Source organism: Planotetraspora sp. GP83 (assembly GCF_041262585.1).
Lineage (GTDB): Bacteria > Actinomycetota > Actinomycetes > Streptosporangiales > Streptosporangiaceae > JAOEGB01.
Genome location: NZ_JBGCBZ010000005.1, coordinates 128,051 through 144,035, shown reverse-complemented (window position 1 = coordinate 144,035; position 15,985 = coordinate 128,051). Strand labels below are relative to the sequence as shown.

11 protein-coding genes and 1 pseudogene are annotated in these 15,985 nt (G+C 71.0%); 7 read left to right on the top strand and 5 right to left on the bottom strand.

What is annotated here, in order from left to right:
* Window positions 1-7: 7 nt before the first annotated feature.
* Window positions 8-1,081, bottom strand: a complete 1,074-nt coding sequence (locus ABH927_RS09255) for a hypothetical protein (protein ID WP_370019882.1) — start codon at window positions 1,079-1,081, stop codon at window positions 8-10.
* A gap of 230 nt (window positions 1,082-1,311) precedes the next feature.
* On the opposite strand from ABH927_RS09255, the gene ABH927_RS09250 reads away from it, so the two are divergent.
* On the top strand, window positions 1,312-3,525 hold the full coding sequence (locus ABH927_RS09250) for a thiamine pyrophosphate-dependent enzyme (protein WP_370019881.1): 2,214 nt from the start codon (window positions 1,312-1,314) through the stop codon (window positions 3,523-3,525).
* Window positions 3,526-3,552: 27 nt separating this feature from the next.
* Here the strand turns inward: ABH927_RS09250 and ABH927_RS09245 are convergent, their stop codons facing one another.
* Window positions 3,553-4,182 (bottom strand): TetR/AcrR family transcriptional regulator, encoded by a 630-nt coding sequence (locus ABH927_RS09245; RefSeq protein WP_370019879.1) that lies wholly within the window; start codon window positions 4,180-4,182, stop codon window positions 3,553-3,555.
* A 6-nt stretch (window positions 4,183-4,188) separates the two neighbouring features.
* On the opposite strand from ABH927_RS09245, the gene ABH927_RS09240 reads away from it, so the two are divergent.
* The 4 genes from ABH927_RS09240 (at window position 4,189) to ABH927_RS09225 (ending at window position 9,990) form a co-directional block, all read left to right on the top strand.
* Window positions 4,189-5,790, top strand: coding sequence for a carboxyl transferase domain-containing protein (locus tag ABH927_RS09240; RefSeq protein ID WP_370019877.1), 1,602 nt, complete (start codon window positions 4,189-4,191; stop codon window positions 5,788-5,790).
* A gap of 112 nt (window positions 5,791-5,902) precedes the next feature.
* On the top strand, window positions 5,903-7,942 hold the full coding sequence (locus ABH927_RS09235; protein WP_370019876.1) for a biotin carboxylase N-terminal domain-containing protein: 2,040 nt from the start codon (window positions 5,903-5,905) through the stop codon (window positions 7,940-7,942).
* On the top strand, window positions 7,939-8,832 hold the full coding sequence (locus tag ABH927_RS09230; RefSeq protein ID WP_370019874.1) for a hydroxymethylglutaryl-CoA lyase: 894 nt from the start codon (window positions 7,939-7,941) through the stop codon (window positions 8,830-8,832). Before ABH927_RS09235 ends, ABH927_RS09230 begins: the two co-directional genes overlap by 4 nt.
* Complete coding sequence (locus ABH927_RS09225) at window positions 8,833-9,990, top strand: acyl-CoA dehydrogenase family protein (protein ID WP_370019872.1); 1,158 nt, start codon at window positions 8,833-8,835, stop codon at window positions 9,988-9,990.
* A 259-nt stretch (window positions 9,991-10,249) separates the two neighbouring features.
* Here the strand turns inward: ABH927_RS09225 and ABH927_RS09220 are convergent.
* Window positions 10,250-10,732, bottom strand: a pseudogene (locus ABH927_RS09220) (short-chain dehydrogenase); the annotation flags it as partial.
* Window positions 10,733-11,110: 378 nt separating this feature from the next.
* Between ABH927_RS09220 and ABH927_RS09215 the strand changes: the two are divergent.
* Complete coding sequence (locus tag ABH927_RS09215) at window positions 11,111-12,256, top strand: hypothetical protein (RefSeq protein ID WP_370019871.1); 1,146 nt, start codon at window positions 11,111-11,113, stop codon at window positions 12,254-12,256.
* Between the two features lie 324 nt (window positions 12,257-12,580).
* Window positions 12,581-13,024, top strand: coding sequence for a GNAT family N-acetyltransferase (locus ABH927_RS09210; RefSeq protein WP_370019869.1), 444 nt, complete (start codon window positions 12,581-12,583; stop codon window positions 13,022-13,024).
* On the opposite strand, the gene ABH927_RS09205 is transcribed toward ABH927_RS09210, so the two are convergent.
* Window positions 13,014-14,831, bottom strand: coding sequence for a hypothetical protein (locus ABH927_RS09205; RefSeq protein ID WP_370019867.1), 1,818 nt, complete (start codon window positions 14,829-14,831; stop codon window positions 13,014-13,016). The genes ABH927_RS09210 and ABH927_RS09205 overlap by 11 nt on opposite strands.
* A gap of 208 nt (window positions 14,832-15,039) precedes the next feature.
* Entirely contained in the window at window positions 15,040-15,945 is a 906-nt protein-coding gene (locus ABH927_RS09200) for a pseudouridine-5'-phosphate glycosidase (RefSeq protein ID WP_370019865.1), read from the bottom strand.
* Window positions 15,946-15,985 lie beyond the last annotated feature (40 nt).

The window sequence follows — 15,985 nt, the reverse complement described above, 5'->3', positions numbered from 1 at the left end:
CAAGCGTCTAGTGCTTGACCCTGACCCAGTCCCAACTGCTGGAGGAGCCGTCGGCCTCGTCGTTCCCGTGGAAGACGACCTTCCAGTAGCCGGACTTCCAGGCCCTGCTCTTGGTGTAGAAGCTGCCCGAACCGTTGGTCCAGGTGGTCTTCACGTACTTCCAGTGGCCGTGCTTGGTCTTGAACCACAGGGTGACCTTGGCGTCGCCGTAGCCTTCCCAGCCCTCGTCCCAGACCTGGAGCTTGCCCCTGAAGTACAGGAACCGGCCGTGCTTCACCGGCTCAGGAGCGGCGTCGAACCTGATGACGCGGCTCTCGAAGCTCGGCTCCGGCTCGTGCGGCGGCGGCTTCGGCGCCGAGACCACGTCGACCTGGTCGGTCTCGCTCTGCGTGCCCAGCGACTCGTCCTTGACCCCGTCGAACTCGGCCTTCCACCAGCCGGTCTTCCAGGCCTTGACGCCGACGGCGAACTCGCCCTTCCAGTTCGTGTAGTCGTAGGCGACCCGCTTGTAGGAGGAGGCGCCCGCCTCCCTGAAGGAGATGTACACCTTCTGGTCGCCGTAGCCGTGCCAGCCCTTGGAGCCGTTGATCAGGAGCCGGCCCGACAGCGTCAGGACGTTACCGGCCTTGATCGGCTCGGGGGCCGCTCCGAAACCGGCGATGTCCGTCTCCCAGATCTGGATGACCTTGAAGCCGGCGGACTTCGAGTCGGGCGTGGAGCCCGCGACGCCGTTGGCGTCGAACCGGACGGTCCAGTCGCCCGGCTTCTCGTCCCGCGTGAACTTGAGCGTCAGCGTCCACGTGTTCTTGTCCGCCGAGACGGACGTCGGGTTGAACGGAGTGGCGACGCTGGGCCCGGGGGGAGTGAGGTAGAACTTCCCGCTCTCCGTCTTCTCCGTGGTGGCGGTGAACGTCACGTTCGTGCCGCCGCTGCTCGCCACCCTGATCGGATTGTCGCTGACGGTCAGCGACTTGATCACGGGATTGTCGACGGATGTCGCGGATGCGCTCGCTGGTGCGGCCACCAGCGCCGCGCCGCCTATCGCCACGGCGGCGATGACGGCTTGGATGCGTTTCAACATCTCGGGTGAACCTTCCTTCCCCGTTGGTTGAACGCGGCTTGAGGGTGCCACGTCATTCCTTACTAGTAGACGAACGAAACGGGTGGATGGTTGTGACCTCTTACGGTTCGTCACCGATTTGTGTCAAAGAACACTCAAGGGAGCCTCAAGAGAAGCTCGATCCGCAACCAGAGACAACGGACTGGTCACTCTGCGGGACGGAGCGTGCATCCTGCGACATAATCGGGCTTGTGGTGCGGGACGCTGTGGAGACGCATTTCGCCGAGGTCGTCGGCGCGCTGACGCCGGGACCCGCCAGGGATCCGGGCCTTCCGGTGCGGGAGGGCACGACCCTGACGGGCGCGCGGTGCCGCGAGCTCTTCGCCGTCCAGCTCGGCAGCCGCCTGCTCGACGTGGCCGCCCGCGTCCTGCGCGAGCGGAACGAGGGCTTCTACACGATCGGGTCCTCGGGGCACGAGGGAAACGCGGCGGTGGCCGCCGCGCTCCGCGTGACCGATCCGGCGCTTCTGCACTACCGCTCCGGGGCCTTCTACCTCGCCCGCTCCGCCCAGGCCGGGCGGCTGGCCGAGGAGGGGCTGCGTGACGTGCTCCTCGGGCTGGCCGCGGCGGTGGAGGAGCCCATCGCCGGCGGCCGGCACAAGGTCTTCGGCCATCACGACCTGGCGGTGATCCCGCAGACCTCCACGATCGCGAGCCACCTGCCGCGCGCCGTTGGGGTCGGCTTCGCCATCGAGCGCGCCAGGACTCTCGGGGTTCCGTCGAAGTGGCCGGCGGACGCCATCGCCGTGTGCAGCTTCGGCGACGCCTCCGTCAACCACGCCTCCGCGCTGAGCGGGCTCAACACCGCCGCGTACAGCCGGTTCCGCGGGCTCCAGCTCCCCGTGCTGTTCGTCTGCGAGGACAACGGCATCGGGATCAGTGTGAAGACGCCCCCCGGCTGGGTGGAGCAGGGCAGGAACCCGCAGCTCGAATACTTCTCGGCCGACGGCTGCGATCTGGCCGACGTCCACGACGTGGCCCGCCGGGCGGCCGACCACGTGCGGTCCACCCGCACCCCGGCATTCCTTCACCTGCGGACCGTACGGCTGATGGGGCACGCGGGCTCCGATGTCGAGATCGCCTACCGGACCCGCAAGGACATCGCCCTCGACCTCGAACGCGACCCCCTCGTCCGTACGGCACGGCTGCTCGTCGAGGGCGGCCTGATCACGCCCGACGAGCTGCTGTCCCGCTACGAGGCCGAGCGTGAGCACGTGATGAAGCTCGCGATGGAGTGCACCCGGCGGCCCCGGCTCACCTCCGCCCACGACGTCATGGCGCCACTCGCGCCGCGCCGCCCCGGCCAGGTGGCCGTCGAGGCCGCCCGCGTGGCGCCCGCCCAGGCACGGGAGCGGGCGTTCGCCACGCTGCCGGAGCTGGAGGGCAAGCTCACGCTCGCCCAGTCGATCAACCGGACCCTCGCCGACGTGATGGCGCTCGACCCCGGCGTCGTGCTGTTCGGTGAGGACGTGGCCCGCAAGGGCGGCGTGTACGGCGTGACCCGCGGGCTGCTGCGGAGGTTCGGCGCGGAGCGGATCTTCGACACGCTGCTGGACGAGCAGGCCATCCTCGGCCTCGCGCTCGGCGCGGGCGTGTCGGGGCTGCTGCCGGTGCCGGAGGTGCAGTATCTGGCCTACCTGCACAACGCGCTCGACCAGATCCGCGGGGAGGCCGCCACACTGCAGTTCTTCTCGCAGGGGGCGTTCCGCAACCCTATGGTGCTGCGGGTCGCCTCCTACGCGTACCAGAAGGGCTTCGGCGGGCATTTCCACAACGACAACTCGATCGCCGCGCTGCGCGACATCCCGGGCGTGGTGGTCGCCTCGCCCTCGCGGCCCGACGACGCCGCCTCCATGCTGCGCACCTGCCTGGCCGCCGCCCGGGCCGACGGCACCGTCTCCGTGTTCCTGGAGCCGATCGCGCTCTATCACACCCGTGACCTGTTCGACGAGGGCGACGGCGGCTGGCTGGCGCCGTACGCGCCGCCCGCCCGGTGGGCGGAGACGCACGTCCCGATCGGCCGGGCCCGCTCGTACGGCGACGGCCGCGACCTCACCATCGTCACCTTCGGCAACGGCGTCCGGATGAGCCTGCGGGCGGCGGTCAAGCTCACGGCCGAGGAGAAGGGCTGCCGGGTCCTCGACCTGCGGTGGCTCTCCCCACTGCCCGTGGAGGACCTGCTGCGGGCGGCCGAGCTGACCGGCCGGGTCCTGATCGCCGATGAGACCCGCCGGGCCGGCGGTGTGTCCGAGAGCGTGATGGCCGCCCTGCTCGACAGCGGCTTCTCCGGCCCGATCGCCCGGGTGACCTCGCAGGACAGTTTCATCCCGCTGGGTCAGGCGGCGGACACCGTGCTGCTGTCCGAGGCCGACATCGAGCAGGCCGCCCGCAAGCTGCTCAAGTAGCACACCCGGCCAGGTCGGCGCGGCTCCTCAGGTGAGCGCGGCGATGGCGGCCCTCGCCATCTCGCGCAGCAACGCGGTCATGGCCTCCGGCCTGAGCTCGCCGGCGCTGCGGGGAGTCGAGTTGAGCAGGCCGAAGACGGCGTGGGTGGCCGCCCGCAGCCGCGCGGGCGGGCACGACGGGTGCAACTCGGTGAGCACCGTCACCCACTCCTCCACGTAGAGGCGCTGGAGCCGCCGGATCGCGCGGCGGGACGGCTCCGGCACGTTGTCGAGCTCCCGCTCGTGCACGCGGATGAGCGCCGGGTAGCTCAGGGCGAACTCGATGTGCCCCAGCAGCAGCGCGTCGAGCGCCGCCTCGGCCGTGGCGGGGTCGGCCGTGGTCGCGAGCCTGGCGCCCTGCTCGCGCAGCCGCTCGCTGATGTCGAGCAGCATCTCGCCGAGCAGCGCTTCCTTGCCGCTGAAGTGGCGGTACAGGGCGGGTCCCGAGATCCCCACGGCGGAGCCGATGTCCTCGATCGACACCCCGTGGAAGCCCCGCGCCGCGAAGAGAGCCGCCGCCGCGTCGAGGATCTCGGCGCGGCGATTTCGGGTAGGGGTCCGGGCGGTGGTGGTCACGGCACACCATAGTAGACGAAGCGAGTTAATGATGACTAACATCCGAGCATGGACGTGAGTGCCTGGCCGGTGCTGGAGAGCGCCTGCGACCCGGGCGGCGAGCCGTACAAGCGGAACGCCGAGGTGAACGAGCGCCTCGTGGCGGATCTGCGCGAGCGGCTGGCGGCCGCCGCCAGGGGCGGGCCCGAGCGGGCCAGGGAGAGGCACGTCGAGCGCGGGAAGCTGCTGCCGAGGGACCGGGTGGACACGCTGCTCGACCCGGGGGGCCGGTTCCTGGAGCTCTCCCCGCTCGCCGCGACCGGCCTCTACGACGACGAGGCCCCCGCCGCGGGGATCATCACCGGCATCGGGCGGGTCTCCGGCAGGGAGTGCGTGGTGGTCGCCAACGACGCCACGGTGAAGGGTGGCACGTACTACCCGATCACGGTCAAGAAGCACCTGCGGGCTCAGGAGGTCGCGCTTCACAACAACCTGCCGTGCGTCTACCTGGTCGACTCGGGCGGGGCGTTCCTTCCCAAGCAGGACGAGGTCTTCCCCGATCGGGAGCACTTCGGGCGGATCTTCTACAACCAGGCCACGATGTCGGCGCGGGGCATCCCGCAGATCGCGGCCGTGCTCGGGTCGTGCACGGCGGGGGGCGCCTACGTCCCCGCGATGAGCGACGAGGCCGTGATCGTCCGCGGTCAGGGCACGATCTTCCTGGGCGGCCCTCCGCTGGTGAAGGCGGCGACGGGCGAGACCGTCACCGCGGAGGAGCTGGGCGGCGGCGAGGTCCACGCCCGCGTCAGCGGCGTCACCGACCACCTCGCCGAGGACGACGCGCACGCCCTGAAGATCGTCAGGGACATCGTCGCCACGCTCGGCCCGCGGCAGCCCCGGCCCTGGGACGTCGCGCCCGCCGAGCCGCCGGCCTTCGACCCGCGCGAGCTGTACGGGATCGTCCCGGAGGACACGCGCACGCCGTACGACGTGCGCGAGGTCATCGCCCGCGTCGCCGACGGCAGCCGGTTCCTGGAGTTCAAGGCGGAGTACGGCCCGACGCTCGTCACCGGGTTCGCGAGGATCCACGGCCACCCGGTGGGGATCGTGGCCAACAACGGCATCCTGTTCAGCGAGTCGGCCCTGAAGGGCGCCCACTTCATCGAGCTGTGCGACCGGCGGAGCATCCCGCTGGTCTTCCTGCAGAACATCAGCGGCTTCATGGTCGGCAAGGCGTACGAGGCCGGGGGGATCGCCAAGCACGGCGCGAAGATGGTCACGGCCGTCGCCTGCGCCCGGGTGCCGAAGTTCACCGTGATCATCGGCGGCTCGTTCGGCGCGGGGAACTACGCCATGGCGGGGCGGGCGTACTCGCCGCGCTTCCTGTGGATGTGGCCGAACGCCCGCATCTCGGTCATGGGCGGAGAGCAGGCCGCGACCGTGCTGTCCACCGTGGGCAACGCGGACTCGGCGCGGACTCGGCGCCAATCGGATGCCGACGAGATCCGGGCGCGGTACGAGCACCAGGGCAACCCCTACTACTCGACGGCCCGGATCTGGGACGACGGCGTCATCGACCCGGCGGACACCCGGACCGTCCTCGGCCTGGCGCTCGGCGCGGCCGCCAACGCCCCCCTCGACCCCGTCGGCTACGGCGTCTTCCGGATGTGAGCGTGCATGATCACGAAAGGCGTATCCGCTGGTGGCGGTGCATGCGGGGGAACCCGCGCATGGTCACGAACCGTGTCGGCGCAGGTCGTCGTGCGGGTCGGGGAAGGTGTGCATGATCACGCGGAGAAGGGGTGAGGGGGTGTTCGGGAGTGTGCTGATCGCCAATCGGGGGGAGATCGCCGTCCGGATCATCCGGACGCTCCGGGCCATGGGCATCAGGTCCGTCGCCGTCCACAGCGACGCCGACCGGGACGCGCCGCACGTCCGCGCGGCCGACCTGGCCGTACGGCTCCCGCGCGGCTACCTCGACATGGACGGGGTCATCGAGGCCGCCCGGCTCGCCGGGGCCGGGGCCGTACATCCCGGATACGGGTTCCTCGCGGAGAACGCGGAGTTCGCCCGGCGGTGCGCGGCGGCGGGGCTGGTGTTCGTCGGCCCCCCGCCGGAGGCGATCGAGGCCATGGGCGACAAGATCCGGGCCAAGGCGACAGTCGCCCGCGCCGGGGTGCCGGTGGTCCCGGGCGCGGCCGAGCCCGGCGACGACCTCCGCGCATGGGACGGCTTCCCCGCGCTGCTCAAGCCCTCGGCCGGCGGCGGCGGCAAGGGCATGCTGCTGGTGAGGTCGGCCGCCGAGCTGCCCGACGCGATCGAGTCGGCCCGCCGTACGGCTGTCGCGGCGTTCGGGGACGGCACGCTCCTCATCGAACGGTTCGTGGAGCGGCCCCGGCACATCGAGATCCAGATCATGGCCGACGCGTACGGCAACGCCGTCCATCTGGGGGAGCGCGAATGCAGCCTCCAGCGCCGCCACCAGAAGATCGTCGAGGAGGCGCCGTCGCCGCTGCTCGATCCCGCGACGCGGGATCGGATGGGCGCCGCGGCGGTCGAGGCCGCCCGGTCCGTCGGGTATGTCGGCGCGGGCACGGTCGAGTTCATCGTCTCCGGCCGCCCGGGAGCGCTGGAGTTCGGGCCGCTGGAGTTCTTCTTCATGGAGATGAACACCCGGCTGCAGGTCGAGCACGCGGTGACCGAGATGGTGACCGGCCTCGACCTCGTGGAGCTCCAGCTCAGGATCGCCGCCGGGGAGCCGCTGCCGTTCGGGCAGGACGGCGTGCGGCTGAGCGGCCACGCCGTCGAGGCGCGGGTGTACGCCGAGGACCCGTCGCGCGAGTTCCTCCCGACGGGAGGCCGCGTGCTGGCGCTGCGGGAACCGTCCTCGCCCGGCGTGCGGGTGGACTCTGTGCGGCTGGACTCTGTGCGGGTGGACTCGGGGCTGGCCGAGGGCCTGGTCGTGGGCAGCGACTACGACCCGATGCTGTCGAAGGTCATCGCCTGGGCCCCCGATCGGGTGGCCGCGCTGGCGGCCCTGGACCGGGCGCTGGCCTCGACCGCGATCCTCGGCGTGACCACGAACATCGCCTTCCTCCGCGCGCTGATCGCGCATCCCGAGGTCGTGGCCGGGCGGCTCGACACCGGGCTGGTCGAGCGGCATCTCGCCGATCTCGCCGGCGGGCCGCCGCCCGAGGACGTCCTGGCGGCGGCCGCGCTCGTCTTCCACGGCGAACAAGAAGGCGCACGGGAAAGGGCACGGGAAAGCGCACGGGAAGCGGGGTCCGGCGACCCGTGGGACGTCGCGGACGGATGGCGGATCGGGGAGCGGGCATGGACGGACTACCGGTACGCGAAGGTCCGCGGGCCCGCCGCCGACGCCGAGATCAAAGTTAATGAGCGTTCACTTGGCTCGGCCCGGCTGACCTGGACGGGCGACGGCGACGCCCTCGTCACCGTCGAGGGGATCACCCGGCGATACGCCGTGGCGAAGGACCGCGACACCGTCTGGCTGGCGAGGGACGGCCACGCCTGGCCGTTCGTCCGGCACGAGCCCGGCGACCCCGGCGACCGGCCGGGCGGCAGCCGTACGAGCGACGGCGTCGTCCGCAGCCCGATGCCCGGGACCGTGCTGGTCGTCAAGGCGGCGGAGGGCGACGAGGTCACCGCGGGTCAGCCGCTGCTGATCGTGGAGGCGATGAAGATGGAACACACCGTGACGGCCCCCGTCGACGGGGTGCTGGCCGAGCTGCGCGTGCGGGCCGGCCAGGCCGTCGAGCTCGACGCCGTGCTGGCGAGGGTGCTCGCGGAGGCGACGTCGTGAAAGTCACGATCTACGAGGTCGGGCCGAGGGACGGCCTGCAGAACGAGGACGTCACCCTGCCGGTCGAGGTCAAGAGGGAGCTCATCGAGCGGCTCGCCGAGGCCGGGCTGCGCACGATCGAGGCGACCAGCTTCGTCCACCCGAAGTGGGTGCCCCAGCTCGCCGACGCCGAGGAGCTCCTGGACGGGCTGCCGCGCGCCGACGGCGTCCGCTATCCGGTGCTCGTCCCGAACGAGCGGGGGCTGGACCGCGCGCTGGAACACGGGGTCACCGACATCGCGATCTTCGGCAGCGCGACCGAGAGCTTCGCCCAGCGCAACCTCAACAGGACCGTGGACTCCCAGTTCGACATGTTCGCGCCCGTCGTCGAGCGGGCCCTGGCGAACGGCCTGCGGGTCAGGGCGTACGTCTCGATGTGCTTCGCCGACCCCTGGGAGGGCCCGGTCGCGCCCGAGCAGGTGGTGAGCGTCGGCCGGAGGCTGCTCGACCTCGGCTGCTACGAGCTGTCGCTCGGGGACACGATCGGCATCGGAACCCCCCGGCACGTCGAGGCGCTGCTCGACGCCTTCCCGGCGGACGGCATCGGCCCGGAGAGGCTCGCCGTCCACTTCCACGACACGTACGGCCAAGCCCTCGCCAACACCCTCACCGCGCTGCGCAAGGGGGTGACCGTAGTGGACGCCTCGGCGGGCGGCATCGGCGGCTGCCCCTATGCCAGGAGCGCCACCGGCAACCTCGCCACCGAGGACCTCGTGTGGATGCTCGACGGTCTCGGCGTCGAGACCGGCGTGAACCTCCGATCACTGGTCGCCACCAGCCTGTGGCTGGCCGGGAAACTCGGCCGTCCGAGCCCGTCCCGGGTGGTCCAGGCCCTCGCGAAGGAGATGTAGATGCTGGGCGACGAGCACATCGAGCTGCGCAAGACCGTCGAGGAGTTCGCCCGCGAGGTGGTCGCCCCCGTGATCGGGGACTACTACGAGCGGTGCGAGTTCCCCTACGACATCGTCCGCAAGATGGGCGCGATGGGACTGTTCGGCCTGCCGATCCCCGAGGAGTACGGCGGCATGGGCGGCGACTACTTCGCCCTCTGCCTGGCCCTGGAGGAGCTCGCCCGGGTCGACTCCTCGGTCGCGATCACCCTGGAGGCGGCGGTCTCGCTGGGCGCGATGCCGATCCTCCGGTTCGGTACGGCGGAGCAGAAGGAGCGGTGGCTCCCGAAGATGGCCTCGGGGGAGACGCTCGGGGCCTTCGGCCTGACCGAGCCCGGCGGCGGCTCCGACGTGCCGGGCGGTATGCGGACCACGGCCGTTCTGGAGGGTGGGCTCGACGGCGGCGAATGGGTCATCAACGGGACCAAGGCGTTCATCACGAACTCCGGGACGGACATCACTGGTGTGGTGGGCGTGGCCGCGATCACGGGACGCGGCGGCGAGCGGCCGGAGATCTCCACGATCCTCGTGCCCTCCGGGACGCCGGGGTTCACGGTGTCCAGGAAATACTCCAAGGTCGGCTGGTCGGCCTCCGACACCCGCGAGCTGTCCTTCACCGACTGCCGCGTGCCGTCGGAGAACCTCCTCGGCGAGCGCGGCCGGGGATACGCCCAGTTCCTCCAGACTCTCGACGAGGGCCGCGTCGCCATCGCCGCCCTCTCGGTGGGCCTCGCCCAGGGCTGCGTGGACGAGTCCGTGCGCTACGCGAGGGATCGCCAGGCCTTCGGCCAGTCGATCGGGCGCTTCCAGGCCATCCAGTTCAAGATCGCCGACATGGAGGCCCGGGTTCACACGGCCAGGCTCGCGTACTACCACGCGGCCGAACGGATGCTGGCCGGCCTGCCGTTCAAGAAGGAGGCCGCGATCGCCAAGCTGGTCGCGTCGAACGCGGCGATGGACAACTCCCGCGACGCCACCCAGATCTTCGGCGGCTACGGCTTCATGAACGAGTTCCCCGTGGGCCGTTTCTACCGCGACGCCAAGATCCTGGAGATCGGCGAGGGCACCAGCGAGGTCCAGCGCATGCTCATCGCCCGCGAACTGGGATTGGGCGCTTAGCGCCGGCTCCCCATACGCGTCAGGACATATCGCCCGGCATCACCCGCGTCCTCGCTTACGGTGGCCTCGCGGATGCCCCTTCAGCGCCGGAGCCTTTCGCGCCGATGCCTTAAGCACCGGGGCCTTCTGCACTGAGGCCCCGGCACTCGTTCGCCGGAGCCCGGGCCTCAGGTGGCGCAGACATTGATGCCGTGACCAGCTAGGGTCCGGACTTCCATCTGCGGCCCCGGCGGACCGGCTTTGCTCACATGTACGGGGCTCATCGGTAACCTGCCACGTCGGCGGGTTTACCGGCGTCCTGGACCTCGACCATGTAGCGCCACGCGTCGGGCCGGCTTCCGTCCACATCGGTGAAGCCGTAGACACCGGCGAGTTGCCCGCTGGACAACGACTGCCCGTTCCATCGCGCCACCTCGGGGTCGGCGGCGAGTGCCGCGACCGCGCGCCCCACATATGCAGGCGATTCCGAGATGGCGAAATGCGGTTGCCTCTCCAGTGCGTCGCGCCAGTTCGCCTCCGTGACGCCGTACGCCTCCAGCATGATCTCCGAGCGCAACCAGCCCGGCGTCTGGGACACGGCCGTGGCGCCGTACGGCGCCAGCTCCTTGGATTGTGCGAACGCCAAGCCGTTCACCGAGGTCTTGGCCAGGTCGTAGAAGAGGGAGATGCGGTAATTCGTCGCGTTGTACTCCGCGGTGCCGTCAGTGACCTCGACGACCAGGCCACCAGGTTTCCGGATTAGCGTGTCCCTTTTGGCACGAATCCTTGCAGGGATGGGTGACAGAACCTCCAGTCTCTCGCCCGCACGGTCGGGGTGGGGGGTTATAGGCCTTACGTGCAGCACTTATAGATTTATCAGGATATGGCAGACATAAATGGCGATGCGCGAGAAATTTGGCATGGCTGAATATTCCCGCGACGGTCGGATATGTCGGCGCGCGGATTATCAATAATGCGGCAGTGGGATCTAAAGAGCCGCTGACCGCTGTTTGTGTCATGAATGGTGGGGCAACTAAGGAAACGCAGTGATCGACTGCGAAAGGTTGTCACCATGACATTTTGCCTGGCTGGTGTGTGACGGCGGAGTGTCCGGCAGTAATTCACTCAAGGGGGAAACGAAATGCCCAAGGCTCAGGGCCTCGTCGGGGTTCTCGTGATCAGCACCGCGCTGACCAGCGGTGCCGTCATCGCTGCGACCGCCACTTCCGCCGGTGCCACAACCGGCATGAGCGGCGTCCTCGGCCCCATGATGGCCATGCGGCCTGGCCCGCCGACGGGGAAGAATTCCAATAAGAACCGCCAGCACGGGCGCCAGCACGAGCGCCAGCGCCAATTCCTGCTGCGTGATGTCACCCTGGTGCTCACGCCGTTCCAGAAGTCGGAGACGGATTCCCGGTCGCTCCCGGCCAATCACCAGGCCACCGACTCGAAGGCGATTCCCTCGAACGACCAGTTCGCCATGGCCAACACGGAAGCGAAGCCGCAGCAGAGCGCTTCCGTCGAGCAGGAAACGGAGACGGCGACACGCCCGGAGACGGCGACGGACCCGGCGACGACCACCCCGCGGGACCCGGCGACGACCGACGTGACGACCGCCGTCTCGCCGAATCCGAGTACTGCGGGGACGGCCGTCGCTCCGAACCCCGCGGCGACCGACGCGACACCGACCGGGGCGACGCCGACCGGGGCGTCCACCCCCACGAGCACCGCCGGCACACTGGTCGGGGGCGGCCTCGGACTGTCGGCCGGCCTGGGAGTGTCCGCTGACCTCGGAGCCGCGGCGGGAATCGGAGCCGTGTCGGGCACGGCGGTCTCCGGGGGGGCCGACGCCTCGGCCGGTCTCGGAGTCTCGGCGGATGTAGGGGTCGCGGCGGACCTCGGAGTGGCGGCCGACCTTGGAGCGTCGGCCACCGGAGGCTCGGCGGGAACCGGAGCCGCGGGCACCGGAGCCGTGTCGGGCACGGGGGTCTCGGGCGGCGCCGACGCCTCGGCCGGTCTCGGAGTCTTGGCCGACCTTGGAGCGTCGGCCACCGGAGGCTCGGCGGGAACCGGAGCCGTCGGCACCGGAGTCGCGGCTAGCACCGGAGTCGCGGTGGGCACGGCGGTCTCGGGCGGCGCCGACGCCTCGGGCAGCTTGGCCGCGCAGCCGGGTCAGTCGACGGCGGCCACGGCTCCTCAGTGGGTCTGCGGGGGCGCCTTGCTTATCGTCCCCGTGGCCGCGCAGCTCTCTGTCGGGCTCGGGTTGGGGCTTAACGTCGCCGTCTGAACCCCAGCCGCGCGGGCCATGCCCCAAGCGGCGCGTGCGGCCATCCGTGGAGCCGCCCTTGAGACCATGGGATTCATCGATCCATGGGGTCAAGCCATCGATCCACACCATTGACGCGGCGGGATGGCCGCACGCCGACGCGGGGTGCCGGGTAAGTGCCGGGGCCCCGCGTTCGGCCTTGTCACATCTGAGGGGTCCGCGCCCAGCGACGGGGCGATCGAGTGGCCAGGGCGGGGCCGTACAGATCAGTGGACCCGGCCAGTGGAAGGGCGCGGGAAGTGGCGGGTTGGACGTGGGCGCCATTAGGACCCTAGAGTCCCTTTCATGAGCTCTGGTGATCTCCAGCTCCGGAAGGCCGAGAAGTCCGATGCGGACGAAATCTTCGGGCTTGCCCGCGAGTTCGCGCTGACGTTCCGGCCGGAACGGGCGGCCTTCGACGCGGCGTTCCCGCAGCTGCTGGAGAACGAGGACGCGCTGCTCCTGGTGGCCACCGTGGCAGGGACCGTCCGGGGCTACCTGCTGGGTTTCACGCACCTCACGCTCTTCGCCAACGGGCGGGTCGCCTGGGTGGAGGAGGCCATCATCGAGAACGCCTACCGCCGCCACGGCATCGGCCGCATGCTGCTGGAGGAGTTCGAGACCTGGGCCCGGTCCCGCGACGCGGGATACGTCGCCCTGGCGACCCGGCGCGCGGCGGAGTTCTACCGCGCCCTCGGGTACGACGTGTCGGCCACCTATTACCGGAAGCTGCTCGACGTCAAGAAGTGAGCTGGGCGTCGAGGCGATAGCCGTCCACGGTGACGTAGACGGAGTCACCCGGCCGCGCGTTCAGCCGCATCAGCACGGGCTGCAGCGAGTCGAACATCGGCTGCCGATCGCGCCAGATGAGGACCACCGCGTTGTCGCCCGGCCCGGTGACCGACAGCAGCGTGCCGGGCCGCATGCCGAGCTGCGCGGCGTACCCCTCGGGCACGGCCACCGGCTCGCCGCGCAGATGGCCGCTGGTCACGTCGATCCGCTGCCAGCGGCGCGGGTCCGAGGTGGGGCTGGGCGTGGTCCGCGGGTTGGGGACGAGGTGCGGCCGGGGGACGCCGCCGGTGAGCGCGTTGAGCGCCGCCAGGGCCGTGGCCGCGTCGGGCCCGTTGTTCGCCTGCGAGGGGATGGGAACCCCGCCCCGCTGGTGATGGTGGCCGTTCGCGCCCGGTGTGCGGCGGGGGAGCGGCTTGGCCCCCTCGGCCGCGGCCTGGTCCGGCCCCTGCGCGCCAGGCGGCGTCGCGGGGGGCATGGAGTCGAGCCAGGCCTTGGCGGAGTGCGCCCGGATGCCGAGCTGGCCGAGCAACTCGACGACGTCGGCGTCCGCCGGCTTGTTCGCCAGCAATTGCCGGGTCTTCTCGCGCAGCCCCGCGAGGTCGCCGACGACCAGCCAGCCGTCCTGGAGGCGGCGGTCGGGCATGAGCGTGACGAGGACCCGCCAGAGCGGCGTGCCGAGCGTGGGCACCTCGATCGGGTGGGACGGATCGGCGGCGATGAGCTGCTCCTGGGTGGCCGCCGCGCCGAGCCACTCGGTCAGCCCGAACAGATGGCCGGTGAGCGGCGCGGAGTCGGGGGAGCGCAGCCAGTTCAGCACCCGCTCCTCGGCGGCGCGCTGAGCATGGGAGAGCATGTCGCGGTCGACATTGAGGTCGTGGGCGAGTGTCCGCAGGCTGACGGGCTCGGCCGCGAACAGCCGCTGGGCGGCCACCGCCTTCGCCAGCGGGTCCCATCCCCGGAAGAGCCCGTCCACGACGCCCACCATCGGGTGCTGGTTCGGCGCGGGCTGCGCCACAGGCTGGGGCTCGGAGGGCTGGGCGACGGGCTGCTGAGGGAGCGGCTGCTGAGGCACCTGCCGCTGGGGGAGGGGCTGCTGGGGAATGGGCGGCTGCACGGGCTCGGGCTGTGCGGCCTCCGGCTGCCTCGGCACCAGTGGCTCGGGCTGCTCGGCGCGCGGCCCCGGCACCAGCGGCCCCGGCCCCGATACCAGCGGCCCCGGCACCGGCGGTTCCGGCCTCTGCGCGTCCGGCCGCTGAATGTCGGGTCGCTGTGAATCCTGTGCAGGGGGAGCCGTCCCAGGTGCGGCCGCCGCCTGTTCCACGCGCTGTGCCTGCGACTGCTGCAGGAGGTGCCCGAAGATCTCCCGGAAGATTGTGGACAGGACCACCTCAGGGGACGCCGCCGCTGTGGGCGACTGGAGGTCGCAGGGCGTGAGGCGGCGCAGCCGGTACCAGCCGCCGATCCCGTTGACCACGGCCCGGGCGGGCTCGGGCCAGCCGGGAAGCGCCGGGTCGACCGTGTGGACCTGGAGCGCCGGAAGCAGGTCGGTGAGGGGCAGGTGGTCCCATCGGCCCACCGCGAGCCGGGCGAGCCGCTCGCAGAGCCAGTCAACTCCGGTCGCGTCCAGGGCGCGTCCGAGCGCCACGGAGGCCCACCAGCCGCCGGGCAGGCGAGGGTCGGCCAGCATCTCGGCCACCTGCTGAGGACGGCTCCAGCGCAGCGCCGGAACCAGGTCGCTCAGACAGATCGTTGACTCGGCGTCCATCGGTGAGACCGCACCCTCCTGAGAGTGACGGATGTTGCTGTTGGTGCAGCTTACGCCGCAAGCTATCAATTGGTGTCAATAGGGTAAAGATCCCAGGCCTCGGCAGGGGGCAGGCGCCCAGGTGGGCGGCCCAGGAGACATTTTTTTCCGCTTTTTCGTCCTCCCGAGAGCCGCCGGACCCGACGCCGCCCACCGGCCCGCCTCCCGGCTACTTCTCCTGGACCCAGGATGCCGCGATCTCGGCGGCGAGACGGGTGTTTCCTCTGACGGCGGCCAGATTCGCCTCCAGCGACGCGCCCCCGGTGCCGTTGACCAGGTATTCCAGCAGGAACGGCGTGATGGCCTGGCCGGTCACGCCCTGGGCCTCGGCGGCCTGGAGCGCCTCGGCCAGCACCCTGTCGTGCAGGGCGGGGTCGAGCTGCTCGGTCATGGGCACCGGGTTGGCGACGATCAGCGCCGTCTCGGGGCCGCCGAGCGCGTCCTGAGCGCGCATGATCCCGGCCGCCTCGCGCGGGCTCTCGATGCGCCAGTCGACCGGCTCGCCCGAGCTGTGCAGGTAGAAGCCGGGGAAGTGGTCCGTACGGTAGCCGACGACCGTGACCTGCCGGGTCTCCAGCCGTTGCAGCGTCGCCGGCACGTCCAAAATCGACTTCACGCCCGCGCAGACGACCGTGATCCTCGTACGGCTGAGCGTGTCGAGGTCCGCCGACTCGTCCTGGACGGTGGTCCAGTCGCGGTGGACGCCTCCGAGCCCTCCGGTCGCGAACACCCGGACGCCGGCCCTGGCCGCCAGGAACGAGGTGGCGGACACGGTCGTCGCGCCGCTCAGCCCGAGGGCCGAGGCGGGCGCGAGGTCGCGGAAGCCGAGCTTGCGCAGGCCCGGCTCGGTCGCGATCCGGTCCAGGCCGGCCTTGTCGAGGCCGATACGCGGGACGCCGTCGAGGACCGCGATCGTGGCCGGTACGGCTCCCGCCCGCCGGACGATCTCCTCCAGTTCCAGGGCCACCTGGAGGTTGCGGGGCTGTGGCAGCCCGTGGGAGATGATGGTGGACTCCAGGGCCACGACCGGCCTGCCGCCGGCGAGGGCGTCGGCGACCTCATCGGATGTGCGCATAACTCTCCTGTGTGGGGTTGACGGAAGATGTCCGCTTCGG

Excerpts from the sequence above, each read along its gene's own strand:
- ABH927_RS09225 (WP_370019872.1), top strand. The coding sequence starts at position 8,833 with ATGCTGGGCGACGAGCACATCGAGCTGCGCAAGACCGTCGAGGAGTTC.
- ABH927_RS09235 (WP_370019876.1), top strand. The coding sequence starts at position 5,903 with ATGATCACGCGGAGAAGGGGTGAGGGGGTGTTCGGGAGTGTGCTGATC.
- ABH927_RS09245 (WP_370019879.1), bottom strand. The coding sequence starts at position 4,182 with ATGTTAGTCATCATTAACTCGCTTCGTCTACTATGGTGTGCCGTGACC.
- ABH927_RS09205 (WP_370019867.1), bottom strand. The coding sequence starts at position 14,831 with ATGGACGCCGAGTCAACGATCTGTCTGAGCGACCTGGTTCCGGCGCTG.
- ABH927_RS09240 (WP_370019877.1), top strand. The coding sequence starts at position 4,189 with ATGGACGTGAGTGCCTGGCCGGTGCTGGAGAGCGCCTGCGACCCGGGC.
- ABH927_RS09200 (WP_370019865.1), bottom strand. The coding sequence starts at position 15,945 with ATGCGCACATCCGATGAGGTCGCCGACGCCCTCGCCGGCGGCAGGCCG.
- ABH927_RS09255 (WP_370019882.1), bottom strand. The coding sequence starts at position 1,081 with ATGTTGAAACGCATCCAAGCCGTCATCGCCGCCGTGGCGATAGGCGGC.
- ABH927_RS09210 (WP_370019869.1), top strand. The coding sequence starts at position 12,581 with ATGAGCTCTGGTGATCTCCAGCTCCGGAAGGCCGAGAAGTCCGATGCG.
- ABH927_RS09215 (WP_370019871.1), top strand. The coding sequence starts at position 11,111 with ATGCCCAAGGCTCAGGGCCTCGTCGGGGTTCTCGTGATCAGCACCGCG.